At 70.2% G+C, this 17567-nt stretch carries 14 protein-coding genes; 4 read left to right on the top strand and 10 right to left on the bottom strand.

Annotated features, from left to right (window positions below; translation table 11 throughout):
- Nucleotide 1: 1 nt before the first annotated feature.
- The gene (locus P2L57_RS00415; RefSeq protein ID WP_275806362.1) at nucleotides 2–1027 is read right to left on the bottom strand and encodes a hydroxyacid dehydrogenase; all 1026 of its coding nucleotides are present in this window, start codon (nucleotides 1025–1027) and stop codon (nucleotides 2–4) included.
- 11 nt (nucleotides 1028–1038) lie between these two features.
- Nucleotides 1039–2823 (bottom strand): glycoside hydrolase family 35 protein, encoded by a 1785-nt coding sequence (locus P2L57_RS00410; RefSeq protein ID WP_275806360.1) that lies wholly within the window; start codon nucleotides 2821–2823, stop codon nucleotides 1039–1041.
- Nucleotides 2824–3099: 276 nt separating this feature from the next.
- On the opposite strand from P2L57_RS00410, the gene P2L57_RS00405 reads away from it, so the two are divergent.
- The 4 genes from P2L57_RS00405 to P2L57_RS00390 all read left to right on the top strand — a co-directional run bounded on the left by P2L57_RS00405 (nucleotide 3100) and on the right by P2L57_RS00390 (nucleotide 7054).
- Nucleotides 3100–4152, top strand: a complete 1053-nt coding sequence (locus P2L57_RS00405) for an HpcH/HpaI aldolase/citrate lyase family protein (protein ID WP_275806358.1) — start codon at nucleotides 3100–3102, stop codon at nucleotides 4150–4152.
- Nucleotides 4153–4160: 8 nt separating this feature from the next.
- Nucleotides 4161–5033, top strand: coding sequence for an HpcH/HpaI aldolase/citrate lyase family protein (locus tag P2L57_RS00400; RefSeq protein ID WP_275806355.1), 873 nt, complete (start codon nucleotides 4161–4163; stop codon nucleotides 5031–5033).
- Between the two features lie 193 nt (nucleotides 5034–5226).
- Nucleotides 5227–6810: an acyl-CoA carboxylase subunit beta gene (locus P2L57_RS00395; RefSeq protein ID WP_275806353.1), complete on the top strand. Its 1584-nt coding sequence runs from the start codon at nucleotides 5227–5229 to the stop codon at nucleotides 6808–6810.
- 10 nt (nucleotides 6811–6820) lie between these two features.
- On the top strand, nucleotides 6821–7054 hold the full coding sequence (locus P2L57_RS00390; protein ID WP_275806351.1) for an acyl-CoA carboxylase subunit epsilon: 234 nt from the start codon (nucleotides 6821–6823) through the stop codon (nucleotides 7052–7054).
- 138 nt (nucleotides 7055–7192) lie between these two features.
- Here the strand turns inward: P2L57_RS00390 and P2L57_RS00385 are convergent, their stop codons facing one another.
- From P2L57_RS00385 to P2L57_RS00350, 8 genes are all read right to left on the bottom strand, one after another.
- A complete protein-coding gene (locus P2L57_RS00385; protein WP_275806349.1) occupies nucleotides 7193–7771 on the bottom strand; it encodes a GTP-binding protein in 579 nt (192 codons plus the stop codon).
- Entirely contained in the window at nucleotides 7752–8309 is a 558-nt protein-coding gene (locus P2L57_RS00380; protein WP_275806347.1) for a DUF742 domain-containing protein, read from the bottom strand. The genes P2L57_RS00385 and P2L57_RS00380 overlap by 20 nt, the downstream gene beginning before the upstream one ends.
- A gap of 144 nt (nucleotides 8310–8453) precedes the next feature.
- Nucleotides 8454–8876 (bottom strand): roadblock/LC7 domain-containing protein, encoded by a 423-nt coding sequence (locus tag P2L57_RS00375; RefSeq protein ID WP_275806345.1) that lies wholly within the window; start codon nucleotides 8874–8876, stop codon nucleotides 8454–8456.
- A complete protein-coding gene (locus P2L57_RS00370) occupies nucleotides 8877–11900 on the bottom strand; it encodes a sensor histidine kinase (RefSeq protein ID WP_275807562.1) in 3024 nt (1007 codons plus the stop codon). It abuts the gene before it with no gap.
- A 421-nt stretch (nucleotides 11901–12321) separates the two neighbouring features.
- The gene (locus P2L57_RS00365) at nucleotides 12322–12909 is read right to left on the bottom strand and encodes a GTP-binding protein (RefSeq protein ID WP_275807559.1); all 588 of its coding nucleotides are present in this window, start codon (nucleotides 12907–12909) and stop codon (nucleotides 12322–12324) included.
- A gap of 40 nt (nucleotides 12910–12949) precedes the next feature.
- Nucleotides 12950–13360, bottom strand: a complete 411-nt coding sequence (locus P2L57_RS00360; RefSeq protein WP_275806343.1) for a DUF742 domain-containing protein — start codon at nucleotides 13358–13360, stop codon at nucleotides 12950–12952.
- Between the two features lie 75 nt (nucleotides 13361–13435).
- Nucleotides 13436–13849 carry a roadblock/LC7 domain-containing protein gene (locus P2L57_RS00355; protein WP_255930345.1) on the bottom strand — a complete coding sequence of 138 codons (414 nt, stop codon included), beginning with the start codon at nucleotides 13847–13849 and terminating at the stop codon, nucleotides 13436–13438.
- A gap of 9 nt (nucleotides 13850–13858) precedes the next feature.
- On the bottom strand, nucleotides 13859–17407 hold the full coding sequence (locus P2L57_RS00350) for a sensor histidine kinase (RefSeq protein ID WP_275806341.1): 3549 nt from the start codon (nucleotides 17405–17407) through the stop codon (nucleotides 13859–13861).
- Nucleotides 17408–17567: the final 160 nt, after the last annotated feature.

Here is a 17567-nt window from a genome sequence, read left to right as displayed (position 1 = left end):
GTCAGGCGGAGTGCCGCAGTATCTGCCGGGTGACCGGCTGCGCGTAGGGCAGTCCGGCGGCGTAGCGCGCCAGCTCGTCGATGGCGGCGTGCGCCAGGCGCGCCAGCTCGTTGCCGAGCGAGCCCGCGATGTGCGGGGTGAGCAGTACGTTCGGCAGCTCGTACAGCGGTGAGCTGTCGGGCAGCGCCTCCGGTTCCGTGTGGTCGAGTACGGCGTGCAGTCGGCCGCGTACCAGCTCCTCGGTGAGCGCCTCGGTGTCCACCAGCCAGCCGCGGGCGGTGTTGATCAAGGTGGCGCCGTCCGGCAGCAACGCCAGCCGGGCGCGGTCGAACAGGTGCCGGGTCTGCGCAAGTGCGGGCGCGTGCAGGGTGACGATGTCGCTGCGCCGTGCGAGGTCGTCCAACTCGACCTGTTCCGCGCCGAGTTCATGCGCCGCGTCCGCGGCCAGGTACGGGTCGTACACCAGCACCCGCAGATCGAACGGGCGCAGCAGCTCGATCACCCGGCGGCCGACCCGGGACGCCCCGACGACGCCCACGGTGCGGCGGTAGTTGCCCAGCGCGTGCCGCGGGAAGAGGGTCAGCGGATCGAGGGCGGTGCGCCGGGCGCGGTAGGCCAGCGCGGAGTCCAGGACGCGTTTGCCGGAGAACAGGATCGCCGCGATGGTGTACTCGGCGACCGGCAGCGCGTTGGCGTCCGCCGCGCAGGAGACGCTCAGTCCGCGCTCCCAGCAGGCGTCGGTGATGTGCCCCTTGACGGAACCGGCCGCGTGGACGACGGTACGCAGCCGCGGCATGCGGTTCAGCGCGTCCGATGTCAGCGGCGGGCAGCCCCAGCTGGTGAACAGCGCCTCGGCCTCGGCGAGTTCTGCGGCCCGGCCGGAGCCGGAGAAGTCGGCGGGCTCGCTGATCAGCAGCTCGGGGTCGAGCCGGGCGACGCGGCACAGGCGGCGAAGCGCCGTGTGGTCCAAGAGCGCGTCCCGCACCGCGTGGCGCATGGCGAGGACGGCGCGCGGGCGATGGGGCATCCCAGGGCTCCTCAGCCGAGGTCGGGTTCGTCGCGGATCTCCACGAACCGGTCCCGCAGACCGTCGAGTTCGAGCACCACGATCTCGTTGCGGCCCGTGTGCAGCAGCGGCCACGGCAGGTAGAGCGTGCGCTGCGGACCGCGGTCCCAGTACCGGCCGAGACAGAAGCCGTTGACCCAGACATAGCCCTTGGTGCCGCCGGGCAGGGCCAGGAACCCGTCGCCCGGCTCGGCCACGTCGAGGGCGGCGCGGTGGAACACCGGCCCAGGGCGCTGGCCCGCCGCGGCCGTGGAAGCCGCCGAGGCGCCCCACGGCAGATCCGGCAGCGGTCCGCCGAGTGGGACCGTGCGCACCGTCCAGCCGTGTACGTACTGCTGGCCGTGCCGTACCGCGGCGACCCCCTTGCGGTCGCCCAGCCGGGGCCCGTAGTTGACCCGGCCCATCGACTCCACCAGCAGCTCCAGACGGGCGCCCGGGGTGCCGACGGCGATCTGCGGAAGCTCGTCCTCCTCATCCCGCTCCAGCACCGCCAGCGGTTCGCCGTCCAGGTAGACGTGCGCCCGGTCGGCCAGGCCCTCCAGCGCCAGCGGGTACTCGGTGCGTGGCCCGGGCACATGCGCCTCGTAGAGCGCCAGGCCATGGGCCAGCCCGAGGTCCTCGAACGACGGAGGTGCGGGGGAGCGCACGGCCGGGGTGGCGATGGAGTCGAGCAGGTCGAACAGTTGCACAGAGTCGGTGAGTTCCACCCGCGACGGCGGCAGGAGCGGCGGCAGCGGCTCGGGCTCCGGCGGCGCGCCGGGTTCCGCGAACTCGGTGAGCACCTCGCGGAACGCCCAGAACTTCGGCGTGGGCGCGCCGCGTTCGTCGATCGGGGCGTCGTAGTCGTAGGAGGTCACCGTCGGCTGGTACGGGCCGTCGTGCGACGGGCCACCGCGGTTGGCCCCCGCCCAGGTGCCGAAGCTGGTGCCGCCGTGTGCCATGTAGATGTTGACCGAGGCGCCCGAGGCCAGGATCCGGCGCAGGGTGTCGGTGGCGTCGGCCGGATCACGCAGCGCGCGCTTCTCGCCCCAGTGGTCGAACCAGCCGCACCAGAACTCCATGCACATCGGCGGGTTGTCCGGCCGGAAGCGGGCCAGCTCCGCGAAGGCGTCCTCCGGGTGGCTGCCGAAGTTGACGGTGGCGGTGACACCGGGGAGCGTGCCGCCGGTGAGGAAGGTGTCCTCGGGGCCGTCGGAGGTGAACAGCGGGACGTCGATGGCGCGTTCGCGCATCATCGTGCGCAGCCGGTCGAGATACGCCGTGTCGCTGCCGTAGGACCCGTACTCGTTCTCCAGCTGCAGCATCAGCACATTGCCGCCCCGGGTGATCTGGTGAGCGGCGAGGTGCGGCAGCAGCTGGTCGTACCAGCGCTCCACGTGCGCCAGATACGCCGGGTCCGACACCCGCAGCCGTAGCTCGCGGTCGGCCAGCAGCCACCAGGGCAGCCCGCCGTTCTCCCACTCGGCGCAGATGTACGGGCTGGGCCGGACGATCGCGTACAGCCCCGCCTCCGCCGATGCCGTCAAGAACGCGTCCAGGTCGGCGGTACCGGTGAAGTCGTAGCGGCCGGGGCGCGGTTCGTGCAGGTTCCACGGGACGTATGTCTCCACGCAGTTGAGCCCCAGGGCGCGCACCATCCGCAGCCGGTGCGGCCACTGCTGCGGCAGCACCCGGAAGTAGTGCAGCGCGCCGGAGAGCACGCGGAGCGGGCGGCCGTCGAGTTCGAAGCCGGACGGAACGATGCGGAAGGACGACACGGGCGCTCCAGCGTCGGTCGGGTGCGGTGGCTACGTGCTCTGGTCCGCACTCTAAGGCGGACGCCGCCGCTGTTGGAGGTACCGGCGCCGGAAGCCGGTCGTGGCGGTGCGCGGCGGCGCCGGTACCCGGGGGCGGCACGCGGGCCGGTGTGCGGTGACCAACGGCACACGTACTGACCAGTAACGTAACCGCGCCGCCACCCCTAGAGTGAAGGCCGGATGGCGCCGCCGGGACGGGCGGCGACCCGCACCCCTCGATCCGACCAGGGAGACTGGATGCGCTCTCCGAAGGACTTCTTCCGCCCACTGGCCGTCGGGGCACCGACCCCGGTACGGGAAGTGCCGTTCCGGCCGTCCCGGATGATCCACTTCTTCGATCCCGGCAACGAGAAGATGGCGGCGAAGATCCCCGCCATCGCGCCGACCGTGGACGTACTGCTCGGCAATCTGGAGGACGCGGTCGCGGCGGACCGCAAGGAGGCGGCGCGCGCCGGACTGGTCGCCATCGCCAAGGCCACCGACTTCGGCAACACCCAGTTGTGGACCCGCGTCAACAGCCTTGACTCGCCCTGGGTCCTGGACGACCTGATCACCCTGGTCACCGAGATCGGCGACAAACTCGACGTGATCATGGTGCCCAAGGTCGAGGGCGCCGAGGACATCCACTACGTCGACCGGCTGCTCGCCCAGTTGGAGGCCAAGGCGGGCACCGAGCGGCCGATCCTGGTGCACGCGATCCTGGAGACCCCGACCGGCGTGGCCAACGTCGAGGAGATCGCCGGCGCCAGCCCCCGTATGCAGGGCATCTCGCTCGGCCCGGCCGACCTGGCCGCCAGCCGCCGGATGAAGACCACCCGGGTCGGCGGCGGACACCCCGGCTACCTGGTACGGGAGGACCCGCAGGGCGACGCCCCGCGCGCCACCTACCAGCAGGACCTGTGGCACTACACCATCGCGCGCATGGTCGACGCCTGCGCGGCGCACGGGATCCTCCCCTACTACGGGCCGTTCGGCGACATCAAGGACACCGTGGCCTGCGAGGACCAGTTCCGCAACGCCTTCCTGCTCGGGTGCGTGGGCGCCTGGAGCCTGCACCCGGTACAGATCGCCATCGCCAAGAAGGTGTTCTCGCCCGCCCCCGCCGACGTCGCCTGGGCCCGTAAGGTGATCGCCGCGATGGGCGACGGTACCGGCGCGGTGATGATCGACGGCAAGATGCAGGACGACGCCACCTACAAGCAGTGCCAGGTGGTGGCGCGACTCGCGGACGAACTCGCCGCCCGCGACCCGGAGCTCGCGGAGGCCTATGCCGCCGCCGAGAAGGAGTGAACCGCACCATGTCCAACGCGAGCCTGCGACCACGCCGTTCGGTGCTCTACATGCCCGGCGCCAACGAACGCGCCCTGGAGAAGGCCAAGTCCATCCCGGCCGACGCCCTCATCCTCGACCTGGAGGACGCGGTCGCCCCCGACGCCAAGGCCGACGCCCGCAAGCGGGTCGCCGCCGCCGCGGCCTCCGGCGAGTACGGCTACCGCGAGGTGACCATCCGGGTCAACGGCCCCGGCACCGCCTGGCACGCCGACGACCTGCGGGCCGCCGCCGAGGCGGGCCCGGACGCCGTCGTCGTGCCCAAGGTCGAGTCGGCCGAGACGGTGCTGGAGGTCGAACGAGCCCTTGAGGCGGCGGGCGCCCCGGACCGCACCGCGATCTGGGCCATGGTCGAGACCCCGCGCGCGATGCTGGACGCCCGCGCCGTGGCCGCGGCCAGCGAACGGCTGACCGTACTCGTCATGGGCACCAACGACCTGGCCAAGGAACTGCACGCGGAACACGTGCCGGGCCGCGCCCCGCTGCTCACCGGTCTCTCACTGGCGCTGCTGGCGGCCCGCGAGACCGGCAAGGCGATCCTGGACGGTGTCTACAACGACGTGAAGGACCTCGAAGGCTTCGAGGCCGAATGCGTCCAGGGCCGGCAGTTCGGATTCGACGGCAAGACGTTGATCCACCCGGCACAGGTCGAGCCGTGCAACCGGGTGTTCGCGCCCTCGCCCGAGCAGATCGAGCGGTCCCGCCGGATCATCGAGGCGTTCGACGAGGCGGCTCGTGAGGGCCGTGGTGTGGTCACCGTGGACGGCCGTATGATCGAGAACCTGCACGTCGAGGACGCGCGGCGGATCCTCGCGCTCGCTGAGGCGGTCGCCGGGCGCTGACCGGGGCCGCGCTCCGCGGCCGGATCGCGCCGGTCGCCCCGGCTGGTGCGAAAGGTACAAACGAGAGGGTCCCGTCCGCTTCGCACGGGGCCCTTTCGCCACTCCTTTCTGTTGAGTTCCTCCATGAAGTCGCTTCTGACAGTGTGAGAAGTCAACGCCAGGAAAACGGGGCCACCGCTCGTAAGGTCGATACATGACCGTTGTGGACGAGGTGCCGGCCGACGCGAGCGATGCCCGTGGGCGTGTGGCGGAGCTGCATGCGATTCGTGAGCAGGTGCGGCGGGGGCCGAGTGACCGGGCGACCGAGGCGCAGCATGCCAAGGGCAAGTTGACCGCGCGTGAGCGGATTGACCTGTTGTTGGACGAGGGTTCGTTTCGTGAGGTCGAGCCGTTGCGCCGGCATCGGGCGAGCGGTTTCGGTCTGGAGGCGAAGAAGCCGTACACCGATGGTGTGATCACCGGGTGGGGTACGGTGCACGGCCGTACGGTCTTTGTGTATGCGCATGACTTCCGGATCTTTGGTGGTGCGTTGGGTGAGGCCCATGCGCAGAAGATCCACAAGATCATGGACAAGGCGATCGCGGCGGGTGCGCCGTTGGTGTCGCTCAACGATGGTGCGGGGGCGCGGATCCAGGAGGGCGTCTCGGCGTTGGCCGGGTACGGCGGGATCTTCCAGCGCAACACCAGGGCGTCGGGTGTGATCCCGCAGATCTCCGTGATGCTGGGTCCGTGTGCTGGTGGTGCGGCGTACAGTCCGGCGTTGACGGACTTCGTGTTCATGGTGCGGGAGACCTCGCAGATGTTCATCACCGGCCCGGATGTGGTGCAGGCGGTGACGGGGGAGAAGGTCTCGCAGAACGGTCTGGGGGGCGCGGATGTGCACGCCGAGACCTCTGGTGTGGCGCACTTCGCCTACGACGACGAGCAGAGCTGCCTGGAAGAGGTCCGCTACCTGCTCTCCCTGCTGCCGCAGAACAACCGGGAGAACCCGCCGGTCCTGACCACCAGCGACCCGGTGGACCGGCGCGGTGACGCGCTGCTGGACCTGGTCCCGGCCGATGGCAACCGTGCCTACGACATGCGCAAGGTCATCGAGGAGATCGTCGACGACGGCGAGTTCCTGGAGGTCCACGAGCGCTGGGCCACCAACATCATCTGCGCGCTGTCCCGGCTCGACGGCCAGGTCGTCGGCATCATCGCCAACCAGCCGCAGGCGCTGGCCGGGGTGCTGGACATCGAGGCGTCGGAGAAGGCCGCGCGCTTCGTTCAGATGTGCGATGCGTTCAACATCCCGCTGATCACGCTGCTGGACGTGCCCGGCTTCCTGCCGGGCGTGGACCAGGAGCACGGCGGCATCATCCGGCACGGCGCGAAGCTGCTGTACGCGTACTGCAACGCCACCGTGCCGCGGATCTCGCTGATCCTGCGCAAGGCGTACGGCGGTGCGTACATCGTGATGGACTCGCAGTCCATCGGCGCCGACCTGACCTACGCCTGGCCGACCAACGAGATCGCGGTGATGGGCGCCGAGGGCGCCGCCAACGTCATCTTCCGCCGCCAGATCGCCGATGCGGACGACCCGGACGCCATGCGCGCCGCCATGGTCAAGGAGTACAAGTCCGAGCTGATGCACCCGTACTACGCGGCCGAACGCGGCCTGGTCGACGACGTGATCGACCCGGCCGAGACCCGCGAGGTACTGATCCGCTCGCTCGCCATGCTCCGCACCAAGCACGCCGACCTGCCGTCCCGCAAGCACGGCAACCCTCCGCAGTAACCCTGCAGTTATGGAGAACCCTGTGAGCACTCCTACGCAAGCCGCTGCCGAAACCGTCGTTACCGTGCGGCGCGGGCACGCCGAGCCCGAGGAACTCGCGGCCATCACCGCCGTCCTCATCGCCCGCGCCGCCGCCAACGCCCGCCAGGCAGCCGCCACCGAGCCCCGCAACATCGCCCACTGGCGCCGCCTGGAACGCAGCCCAGGCTTCCATGCCCCGCACAGCTGGCAGGCGGTCGCCTAAAGCGGCTGGGGGTGCGGGGGTTATCCCCCGGGATGGTGCGGTCGCGCCCCGCACAGCTGGCAGGCCGTCGCCTGACATCGCCGTCCAGAACGCGAAAGGTCCCCGCACACATCGTGTGCGGGGACCTTTCGCATCACGCTACCGAAGCCGCGCCATCAGGGCGTGCTCGACCAGCGTGATCAGCGTGCTCTTCGCCTCGCCGCGGGCGCGCGCGTCCGTGGTCATGATGGGGGTCTCGGGGCCGATCTGCAGCGCCTCGCGGACCTCCTCGGGACCGTAGGGCTGGTGGCCGTCGAAGCCGTTCAGTGCGATGACGAACGGCAGGCCGGAGTTCTCGAAGTAGTCCACGGCCGGGAAGCAGTCGGCCAGCCGCCGGGTGTCGACCAGGACGACCGCCCCGATCGCACCGCGCACCAGGTCGTCCCACATGAACCAGAAGCGGTCCTGGCCCGGGGTACCGAACAGGTAGAGGATCAGGTCCTCGTCGAGCGTGATGCGGCCGAAGTCCATCGCCACGGTCGTCGTGGTCTTGTCCGGCGCATGCGTCAGGTCGTCGATTCCCGCCGAAGCGGAGGTCATCACGGCTTCGGTGCGCAGCGGGTTGATCTCCGATACGGCACCGACGAACGTGGTCTTGCCCACGCCGAAGCCGCCCGCCACCACGATCTTCGCGGAGGTGGTGGAGCGGGCTGCACCGCTAGAGCTTGCGAAGTCCACTGAGCACCCTTTCGAGCAGTGTCACATCTGGCTGGCCACCGGCGGCTTCGTCGCCACCGGGCTGGTGGATGGCGACGAGTCCGGCCTCCGCCAGGTCGGCGACGAGGATTCGGGCGACGCCGAGGGGGATGGAGAGCAGTGCGGAGACCTCTGCCACCGACTTGATCTCGCGGCACAGATGGCAGATCCGCTGGTGTTCCGGGAGTTGGCCGCGCAGCCGCTCCGGATCAGCGGTCGTGGAGACCAACGCCTCGATCGCCAGCTGGTAGCGCGGTCGGGTCCGTCCGCCGGTCATGGCGTACGGACGGACCAGCGGCTGCTGGTCGGAGCCGAGCGGCGTACGGCCCCGTGCACCGCCGCGCGAGCGCGGCGGTGGCCCCTGCGGGGGCATGTGCGGCTGAATCCGCGGCGCAGGCGGCTGCTGCTCGTGCCGGACAGGTTCCGGCGACGGCTGCATCTGCGGGCTTGGCGCTGAGGGGAAGTTGAATCGCTTCAGCTGCTGCTGCGGATCGCCAAATCCGCCTGGGGGCGTTGCCACGGTTCCTCCTCCAGCTGGGCGGGGTGCCGTTCACCGTCTCCGCCGCAGGGTTGCCGATGCGTTAACGCACCATACGGTCCGGTGACGCATCGGCGCACGCCTGTCCGGTAGTTGGGGGGCTAGACGGCCGTAGAGCCCGACAGGCTAGCCGAGCAGGCTGCCCTGCAACTCGGCACGTAGATCAGGGGTAAGCACGCTGCCCGCCCGGTCGACGAGCAGCGCCATCTCGTAGCCCACCAGGCCGATGTCGCACTCCGGGTGGGCGAGCACGGCCAGCGACGAACCGTCGGAGACGGACATGATGAACATGAAGCCGCGCTCCATCTCCACGACCGTCTGGTTGACGCTGCCGCCCTCGAAGATACGGGACGCGCCCGCGGTCAGCGAGGTCAACCCGGAGGCAACAGCCGCGAGTTGGTCGGCCCGGTCCCGGGGGAAGCCCTCGGACATCGCGAGCAGTAGTCCATCGGCGGAGACGACCACCGTATGGGAAACACCGGGGGTGTTGTCCACGAAGTTGGTGATCAACCAGTTCAGGTTCTGTGCCGCCTGGCTCATCGGACTCAACTAACGCTCCTGGTGGTTGGGGCCGAGGCCCTGGCTGTCAGTTGGGGTGGAATCAGTTCCAGCGTTGCGTCCCTGCTGGACGCCGCGGCGCAGATTGCTCAACCTGCCGCGGACGTCTTCCGGGGCGCGGGAGACCTGTGGGCCGCCCTGCGGGGTCTGGTGCGCGGCACCGGGGACGAGGTTCGCCCGCGGGACCCGCCGTGGCAGGCCGGAGCTGGTGACTCCGCCGGCCTTGGGCTCACGAGCCTGTTCGGCCCGCTGCCAGTGCTCGTCGTTCGCGGAACGCCAGTCGTCGGCGTGCCCATCGCCTCCCTGCTCCCGCGCGGGGCCGTCCGCTAGCGCGTCCTGCCGCTGCGGCGCGGCCGGTTCCGGCTGCTGCCACTGCCGGTTGCGACGCGGCAGCCCCGAATCGGTCAGCGAAGAGGCGCTCGTCGTCTCGGCTTCCGGTGCGTCGTAGCCTACGCGCTCCGGGGCTCCAAGGGAGGAGTGCGAATCCGAAGCCGGAGCTGACCAGCCATCCCGCGGGTAGTCCGGCTGCCACTGGGCGGAGGTGAACTCACCCTCCGGCTGGTAGCCGTGCGCGGGCCGGCCACCGGTCTCGTACGACGGCTGCTGGGGGATCTGGTACTCGCCGGTGTACTGGTTCGGTACCGGGGGCACCGGCCGCTCGAAGCCGGGGTACGACTGCTCGGAGTCGTACGACTGTTCGGGCTGGTAGGACTGCTCGGGCTGGTACGGCTGCCGTTCGGCGATGGGCTCGGGGGTGGCGGGTGCCACCTCGTCACGGAACAGCGGGCGATCCACGCCTTGCTGCCGCTCGCCCGCGGCGGCCTCCAGCGCCGCCCGGCGCTCCTCGCGCCGGAGCTGGCGGCTGATCGGGTCCAAGGACCGCGCGTCGTTCGGGACTTCGTAGGCCCGGTCGTCGAAGCCCAGCTCGGCGGCGGTGAACTGGCCGGAGTGGAACTCGGTCGTCTGGTGCTCGGGGACGATCCGGGAGACGGTGAAGTCGTCCGGCGGCAGTTCCTCGCCACCACCACCGTGGGTGATCGGCTCCGGCAGCATCACCAGCGAGGTGGTGCCCGCCTGCTCGCCCGAGGGGCGCAGCTGGACCCGGATGTTGTGCCGGTCGGCGAGGCGGCCCACCACGAACAGGCCCATGCGCTGGGAGATCGACGCGTCCACGGTGGGCGGGTCGGCCAGCTTGTGGTTGATGTCGGCGAAGTCCTCGGCGGTCAGGCCGATGCCCTTGTCATGGATCTCGACCATGACACGGCCGTCCGGCAGCCGGGTCGCGGTGACCCTGACCCTGGTCTGCGGCGAGGAGAACGTGGTGGCGTTCTCCAGCAGCTCCGCGAGCAGGTGGACGAGGTCGGTCACGGCCGCGCCGTGGATCTCGGTCTCGGGTATCGCAGCCAGCTCGATGCGCTCGTAGTCCTCCACCTCGGCGGAGGCGGCGCGCAGCACGTCTACCAGCGGGACCGGCTGGTTCCAGCTGCGGCCGGGCTCCTCGCCCGCGAGGACCAGCAGGTTCTCGCCGTTGCGGCGCATACGGGTGGCCAGGTGGTCCAGGTGGAAGAGGTTCTCCAGCTGGTCCGGGTCCGCCTCGTTGTTCTCCAGCTCGGTGATCAGCGAGAGCTGGCGCTGGATGAGGTCCTGGTTGCGGACCGACAGGTTGGTGAAGATCGCGTTGACGTTGCCACGCAGCAGTGCCTGCTCGGCGGCGAGTCGTACCGCCTCGCGGTGGACCTGGTCGAACGCCCTGGCCACCTCGCCGATCTCGTCCCGGGTGTTGATCGGGATCGGTGTGACGCGGGTGTCGACCCGGCCGGGATCGGTGCGGGAGAGCTGGTCGACCAGTGCCGGGAGCCGCTGCTCGGCCACCTCGAAGGCCGAGGTGCGCAGCTTGCGCATGCTGCGGCTCATCGAGCGGGCCATCAGGGCGGCGACGACGAAGGCGAGCAGCACACCGGCCAGTACGGCGGCGGAGTTGATGATCGCGTTGTTCTTGGCGTCGGCCGCCACGGCCGCGGCGTCGCTCTCGGCCTGGTTGGCGAGGGTCGATTCGATCGAGCGATAGGCGTTGAAGGCGAGGGTGGAGGAGCCCCACCAGCTGTCCGGGGTGATGCCCTGGGCCCGCAGCGCGGTCGAGGAGGCGCCGGAGGCGATCGCCTTGATCATCGTCACCCGGTCCGGCGGGGCGACGAACGGCAGGCCGGCCGCCTGCGCCTTGGACTTGGCGTCGGCGAGTTGCTGCTTGCCCTGCTGCTGCGCGGCGTCAGTGGCGTCCTGCAGCCGCTGCATGTCGGTCGGCGTACCGCCGCCCTCGTACTCCTGCAGCGCGATGTTCTCCAGGTACGCGTAGGAGGACAGCGCGGTGAGCTGGAGCCTGCGCTCGCTCTCGGGGACCGGGCCCTCGTTCATGATCTGCATGCCGATGGAGCGGGTCAGCGACTCGGCGGCCTTGGCGAGCGAGATGGCGTACAGCGTGCGGCCGTAGCTCGTCATGTTGTTGGTGCCGAAACCGAGGTCGTTGGCGAACTCCATCAGCGGGTGCTGGACCTGGACGTAGCCCTCTTCGGTCTGCACGCCGGGCAGCTTGCTGGTGTACGCGGCCTCGCGCAGCGCGGTGAGCTTCGGCTCGACCTGGCGGAAAGAGGCCAGTCGGCGCTTGAGGTCGGGCACGTTGGGCATCTGCGCGACGGCGGCGTTGAAGGCGTTCGCCGCCCCGTCGGTGGCGGCCCGGCTGTCCACTACCTCGGAATTCTTTGTGTCCCCTTTGAGGAGGGGAACCGCAGAGCGGTCACGTTCGTCAATCAATGCGTGGCCATAGGCAGACGCGGCTCGGACCAGCTTGGCGGTGCGTACCGCGTCGTCCGCCTGCTGGTAGCGGTCCACCGAGTCCTTGACGTTGAAGCCGCCGACGATCAGGGCGACCAGGACAGGGATCAGCAGGATCGCGTTCAGCCGGGTCCGCACTCGCCAGTTACCCGGCGACAAGCGGCTCCCCGTCGGTTCCGACGGCATGACTTCGTCGACCGTCACCCCGGTGTCGCGGCCCGGCGGCGTGAAATTGCCTCGGGCCGGTTGCACGGGGTCAGGCCGTGTCCGCGTCGTATTCCTCACTCGACCAACAACCTCTCGGCGCCGACACACCGACGTGCCGTGTCTACTCGCTGGTTCAACGAATTCCAGCACGTCACAGCGGTCCTTTCCAAACGTCTGGACAGACTTCGCCAACCGCCAAGACAGGACTGATAAAACGGGCATAAGCTCTATTGGGCGGCAAATGACGGGCGTTAAGTGAGCGCTGTGAGACGGATCGTATGCGGGGGGTGTCCGCGCCCCGGTGATTCTCTGTCGAAACGTTATGAAGGAGCGGGCCCGCCGTGTCATAAGACACAGGCGGGCCCGCTCCTAGCTGATCACAACTGGCAAGATCCAACGGCTACTTGAGTCTGGCCAGCAAGGCGTGCTCCACCAGCGTGATCAACGTGCCCTTGGCGTCCGCCCGCTGCCGGGCGTCGGTGACGACGATCGGCGACTCGGGGCCGATCTGCAGCGCTTCGCGGACCTCTTCCGGCTTGTAGGGCTGGTGCCCGTCGAAGCCGTTCAGCGCGATGACGAACGGCAGGCCGGAGTTCTCGAAGTAGTCCACGGCCGGGAAGCAGTCGGACAACCGCCGGGTGTCTACCAGGACAACCGCACCGATCGCGCCACGCACCAGGTCATCCCACATAAACCAGAAGCGGTCTTGTCCTGGAGTACCGAACAGGTAGAGGATCAGGTCGTCATCGAGGGTGATGCGGCCGAAGTCCATGGCCACGGTCGTCGTGGTCTTGTCGGTGACCTTGCTCAGGTCGTCGATCCCGGCCGACGCCGCCGTCATCACCGCTTCGGTGCGCAGCGGGTTGATCTCCGACACCGCACCGACGAAGGTGGTCTTGCCCACGCCGAAACCGCCCGCCACCACGATCTTCGCGGAGGTGGTGGACCGCGCCGTCTGCTGCCCGTAGGCCGCACTGTGCTGGGGCAGCCCGCCCGCACCTTGCCCGTACGGGTCGGCTCCCTGCGGCCTAGAGCTTGCGAAGTCCACTGAGTACCCTCTCCAGCAAAGTCACATCGGGCTGTCCGCCGGCCTCGCCGCTGCTCGGCTGGTGGATCGCCACCATTCCGGCCTCCGCGAGGTCCGCCACCAGGATCCGCGCCACACCGAGCGGGATCGCCAGCAGCGCGGAGATCTCCGCCACCGACTTGATCTCACGGCACAGATGGCAGATGCGCTGGTGCTCAGGAAGCAGACCCTGGTACATCGAAGGGTCCGCGGAGGTACTCACCAGCGCCTCGATGGCCAGCTGGTATCTAGGTCTGGTGCGACCACCGGTCATGGCATAAGGCCGTACCAGCGGCTGTTCGCCTTCCTCCTCCTCGTACGGCAGGTGGTGAGGAGCACCGTACGGGTCGGGCGAGGCGGGTGGCGGGGTCATGTACGTCGTCCTCCGAGCGAAGCAGTAGCAAGCTGGTCCGGGTCATTGCGGGGGGAGTACAGCAAAGATCAAGGATCAGCCGAGCAGAGTGCCTTGCAGCTCGGCGCGTAGGTCGGGAGTGAGCACGGTGCCTGCCCGGTCCACGAGCAGCGCCATCTCGTAGCCGACGAGGCCGATGTCGCACTCGGGGTGGGCGAGTACGGCGAGGGAGGAACCGTCGGAGATGGACATGATGAACATGAAGCCGCGCTCCATCTCCACGACCGTCTGGTTGACGCTGCCGCCCTCGAAGATACGGGACGCGCCCGCGGTCAGCGAGGTCAACCCGGAGGCAACAGCCGCGAGTTGGTCGGCCCGGTCCCGGGGGAAGCCCTCGGACATCGCCAGCAGCAGCCCGTCGGCGGAGACGACCACCGTATGGGAGACACCGGGCGTGCTGTCCACGAAGTTGGTGATCAACCAGTTCAGATTCTGTGCCGCCTGGCTCATCGGACTCAACTAACGCTCCTGCTGGTGAGATGTGCCGGTACCGAAGCCGCGTCCGTCCGTCTGGCCGGACCCGGCGCTGCGGCCCTGCTGGATGCCGCGGCGAAGGTTGGTGAGCCGCCCGCGTACGTCATCGGGCGCCCGCGAGACCTGCGGACCGGTCTGCGAGGTCTGCTCCGCGGTGCCCGGGACGAGGTTCGCCCGCGGGACGCGGCGGGGGAGACCGGAAGACGTGATACCGCCGGCGGCGGGCTCCCGTACCTGCTCGGCGCGCCGCCACCGCTCGTCGTTGGGCGAGGACTGCCATTCCTGAGAGCCCGCGCCAGGCGGTGGGCTCTGTACGCGGGCCCGCTGCGGGCCGCCGGTCAGCGGGGGCTGCTGCTGTGGCTGTGCGACCGCGCCGTTGCCGGACGGGAGGCCGCCCTCGTCCTGCTGCCGGAACCAGTCCGACTCCAGCGACTCGAAGATCGGCGAACGGCCGTCACCGGGGGAACTGGCGGGTGGCAGCGCCATCGGCTCGACGACCGGCGGAAGTTGGGCTTCCGGACGGCGCTCGCGAGGCGCGTTGCCACCCCTGGCCTGCGGGCCGCGCTGGTCCGCCACCGCCGGGAACTCGGCGGTCGTCTCGTACGGGGCGGGCGCGGCGGGACGGCGCTGCTGCGGTGCCTGGCGGCCGCGCGGGCCGAAGACATCGGAGCCCGAACCGGCCTGCTGGCCACCGAAGAAGTCGGTGGACGGGGCCTGCTGCCGGCCGTCCTGCTGCTGCGGCAGCTGGAACTCGCCGGTCGGGGCGCGGAATTCGCCGGTCGTGCTGTTGTCGGGGTACCCGGCGCCACCCTGGGCCTGCGTCACCGGGAACTGACCCGTGGTGGAGGCGTCGCCGTAACCCGGCTGCCGGGCACCCGGGTTGGCGGCCCGCGGGCCCTGGGGGTGCTGGGCGTCGGGGAACGCCGGGCGCTCGAACTGCGCCGTGGACTCCACGTCGTCATGGCCACGCGGCACGTCCGCGCCGTTCCGGCCCTGCTGGGCCCAGCTCGGCGCGGGCCGCTCGCCGGACGCCGACGCCGGGGTGGGCTGCTGCGGCTGCTGCGGCGCGCCCGGACCCTGGCGGGTCGGCAGGCCCGAGTCGGTGCGCGGCTGCGGACGCTCCGGCGGGGTGGCCGGGCCGGAGTCGCGGTTTCCGGTCAGCGCGGGACGCGGGCCGACCGGCGGGACCTCGCCCCTGGTCCTCGGCCCCGGCTGCGGGCCGCGGCCGAGCTGACCCGCCCGGCGGACGCCGCCCTCGGCGGAGGCGCCGCGTGCCGCCGCGATGTCCCCGGCAGCGCTCTTGGCACCCGGCACCGGCGGGATGACCCCGCCGCGCTTGCCCTGGCCCGCACCGGCGTTCGGCTTGGCACCGCCCTGCGTGAGGTCCACCGGCAGCATGACCAGCGCGGTCGTACCACCGGAGTCGGACGGACGCAGCTGGATCCGGATACCGTGCCGCAGGGACAGGCGGCCGACCACGAACAGACCCATGCGCCGGGAGACGGAGACGTCCACCGTCGGCGGGTTGGCCAGCCGCTCGTTGATGTCGGACAGGTCCTCGGGCGACAGACCGATGCCGGTGTCGTGGATCTCGACCAGCACCCGGCCGTCCGGCAGCGCGTGACCGGTGACCCTGACCTTGGTCTGCGGGGAGGAGAACGAGGTGGCGTTCTCCAGCAGCTCGGCGAGCAGGTGCACGAGGTCGTTGACGACCCGGCCCGCGACCTCGGTCGGCGGCACCGCGGTCAACTCGATGCGCTCGTACTGCTCCACCTCGGACGCCGCGGCACGGAGCACGTCGACCAGGGGCACCGGCCGGGTCCAGCGGCGGCCCGGCTCCTCGCCCGCGAGGACGAGGAGGTTTTCGCCGTTGCGGCGCATACGGGTCGCGAGGTGGTCGAGCTTGAAGAGGTTGGACAGCTGGTCCGGGTCGGCCTCGCGGCTCTCCAGCTCGGAGATGAGCGAGAGCTGGCGCTGGATGAGGCCCTGGCTGCGCCGCGAGAGGTTGGTGAACATCGCGTTGACGTTGCCTCGCAGCAGCGCCTGCTCGGCGGCGAGGCGGACCGCCTCGCGGTGGACGTCGTCGAACGCGCGGGCCACCCGGCCGATCTCGTCGCGGGTGTTGATGCCGATTTCCTCGACGGAGGTGTCCACGTCCTGCGGGTCGGACTCCGACAGCTGCTTGACCAGCTCGGGCAGTCGCCGCTGGGCGGCATCCTGCGCGGCGTCCTGCAGCCTGCGCAGCGAGCGGATCATGGAGCGGGCCACCACGAACGCGCCGACCAGCGACACACCGAGGACGAGCAGGATCAGCGCACCGTTGATCAGTGCGTCCTGCTGGGCGGCGGAGCGCAGCGAGAGCGCCTTCTGCTGCATCTGGTCGAGGAGCTCGGCCTCGATGCGGGACATCTCCTGCATCTTGGTGTCGGCCTGGTCGTACCAGTCCAGGTACGACTTGTGCTCCTGGGCGATGCCGTTCTGCGTCTGCAGGACGCGGTCGCGGTACTGGTCGGCCTGGGTGATCACGACGTTTCCGCCGTCCAGCGCCTTCATCAGCTCGGCGGAGCCGGGGCCGTAGATCTCGGAGAACCGTTTGATCTCGGAGTTCTCGCTGTCCGAGGCGGTCTGTGCGTACAGCCGGTCACTGTTGGACAGCGAGGGACCGCTGGAGTTGGCGAGAGCGGCACTGATGACCGCCCGCTGGATCGACTCGTACTCCTTGGCAGCGGTGAACGCGGCGAGTGCCCGGGTGCTGCGGATCATGTCGGGGTTGCTGGTCGCCTGCGCCATGTCCTGGGAGAGCGAGAGCAGCGAGTTGATCAACTGGTCGTAACCACTGACCGTCTGCGAGATGTACCCGGGGTTGTTGTACGCGTCGCCGCGGATCTGCTTGAGGCTCTGCAGCTGGCGGGTGATGTCGATGATCGTGCTGCGGACGCCGACCAGCGAGCTGTCGTTGGTGTTGATGCCCGCGGTGGCGTCCTGGAAGCCCTGGATCTGCTGGTCGGTGGCCTGCCGGGAGGCGACCACCGAGTCGTCTTTGGAGTGGCCGCTGGTGATCGGGCCCGCCGAGCTGTCGCGCTCGTTCTGCAGGGCGTCCGCGAGCTTGGTGGCGTGACCGGTCATCTCGGTCAGCAGCTTCATGTGGTCGAGCTGGTTGACGTTGTCCAGCTGCTGCTGGATGCGCAGCGCACCCAGCGTGGTCGCGGCGACCACGGGCAGCGCCAGCAGCGAGACCAGTCGGGTACGGATGCTCCAGTTGCGCATCGCCAGACGGGAGGCGTGCTTGCCCCGCGAGCGCGTGGTGGCAGGGGGCTCGACATCGCCGCTTGGCGCGGCTGGGGTGCTCGTGGCACGGGGGCCGGCGTCCGTGCCGGACGAGCCGCCCTTCGCGCCGGGCTGTCCGGTGGCCGGGGGGCCCGAGTCGGCTGATGGCATGGGGGGAGTCACTCGCGGCTCCGGACCACGTCCGGCTCCGTCGCGCGCCTCCGGGTCTCCCGCGGCGCCGCCATCCCTCTTGAAACGTCCCTGCACTAGCGTCGCAACCTCTGGACCAGGCGTCCCCCGCGCGCACGGCGGGACGGTGTCGGTTCTTGGGGGCCCGCGGCCCCCTGGGGAACGGTTGACCGGCGAGTGCCCGTTGCACCGCCGCTCGACGCGCCTGCGCGCCCCCTGCGTGCCGGTCGTCTGGTCG

The organism is Streptantibioticus ferralitis (assembly GCF_029223525.1).
Taxonomy (GTDB): Bacteria; Actinomycetota; Actinomycetes; order Streptomycetales; family Streptomycetaceae; genus Streptantibioticus_A; species Streptantibioticus_A ferralitis.
This window is presented reverse-complemented; position numbering and strand designations above follow the sequence as displayed.

Coding starts and splice junctions, on each gene's coding strand:
- P2L57_RS00415 (WP_275806362.1), bottom strand. CDS start 1,027: ATGCCCCATCGCCCGCGCGCCGTCCTCGCCATGCGCCACGCGGTGCGG.
- P2L57_RS00405 (WP_275806358.1), top strand. CDS start 3,100: ATGCGCTCTCCGAAGGACTTCTTCCGCCCACTGGCCGTCGGGGCACCG.
- P2L57_RS00400 (WP_275806355.1), top strand. CDS start 4,161: ATGTCCAACGCGAGCCTGCGACCACGCCGTTCGGTGCTCTACATGCCC.
- P2L57_RS00395 (WP_275806353.1), top strand. CDS start 5,227: ATGACCGTTGTGGACGAGGTGCCGGCCGACGCGAGCGATGCCCGTGGG.
- P2L57_RS00390 (WP_275806351.1), top strand. CDS start 6,821: ATGGAGAACCCTGTGAGCACTCCTACGCAAGCCGCTGCCGAAACCGTC.
- P2L57_RS00370 (WP_275807562.1), bottom strand. CDS start 11,900: ATGCCGTCGGAACCGACGGGGAGCCGCTTGTCGCCGGGTAACTGGCGA.
- P2L57_RS00360 (WP_275806343.1), bottom strand. CDS start 13,360: ATGACCCCGCCACCCGCCTCGCCCGACCCGTACGGTGCTCCTCACCAC.
- P2L57_RS00355 (WP_255930345.1), bottom strand. CDS start 13,849: ATGAGCCAGGCGGCACAGAATCTGAACTGGTTGATCACCAACTTCGTG.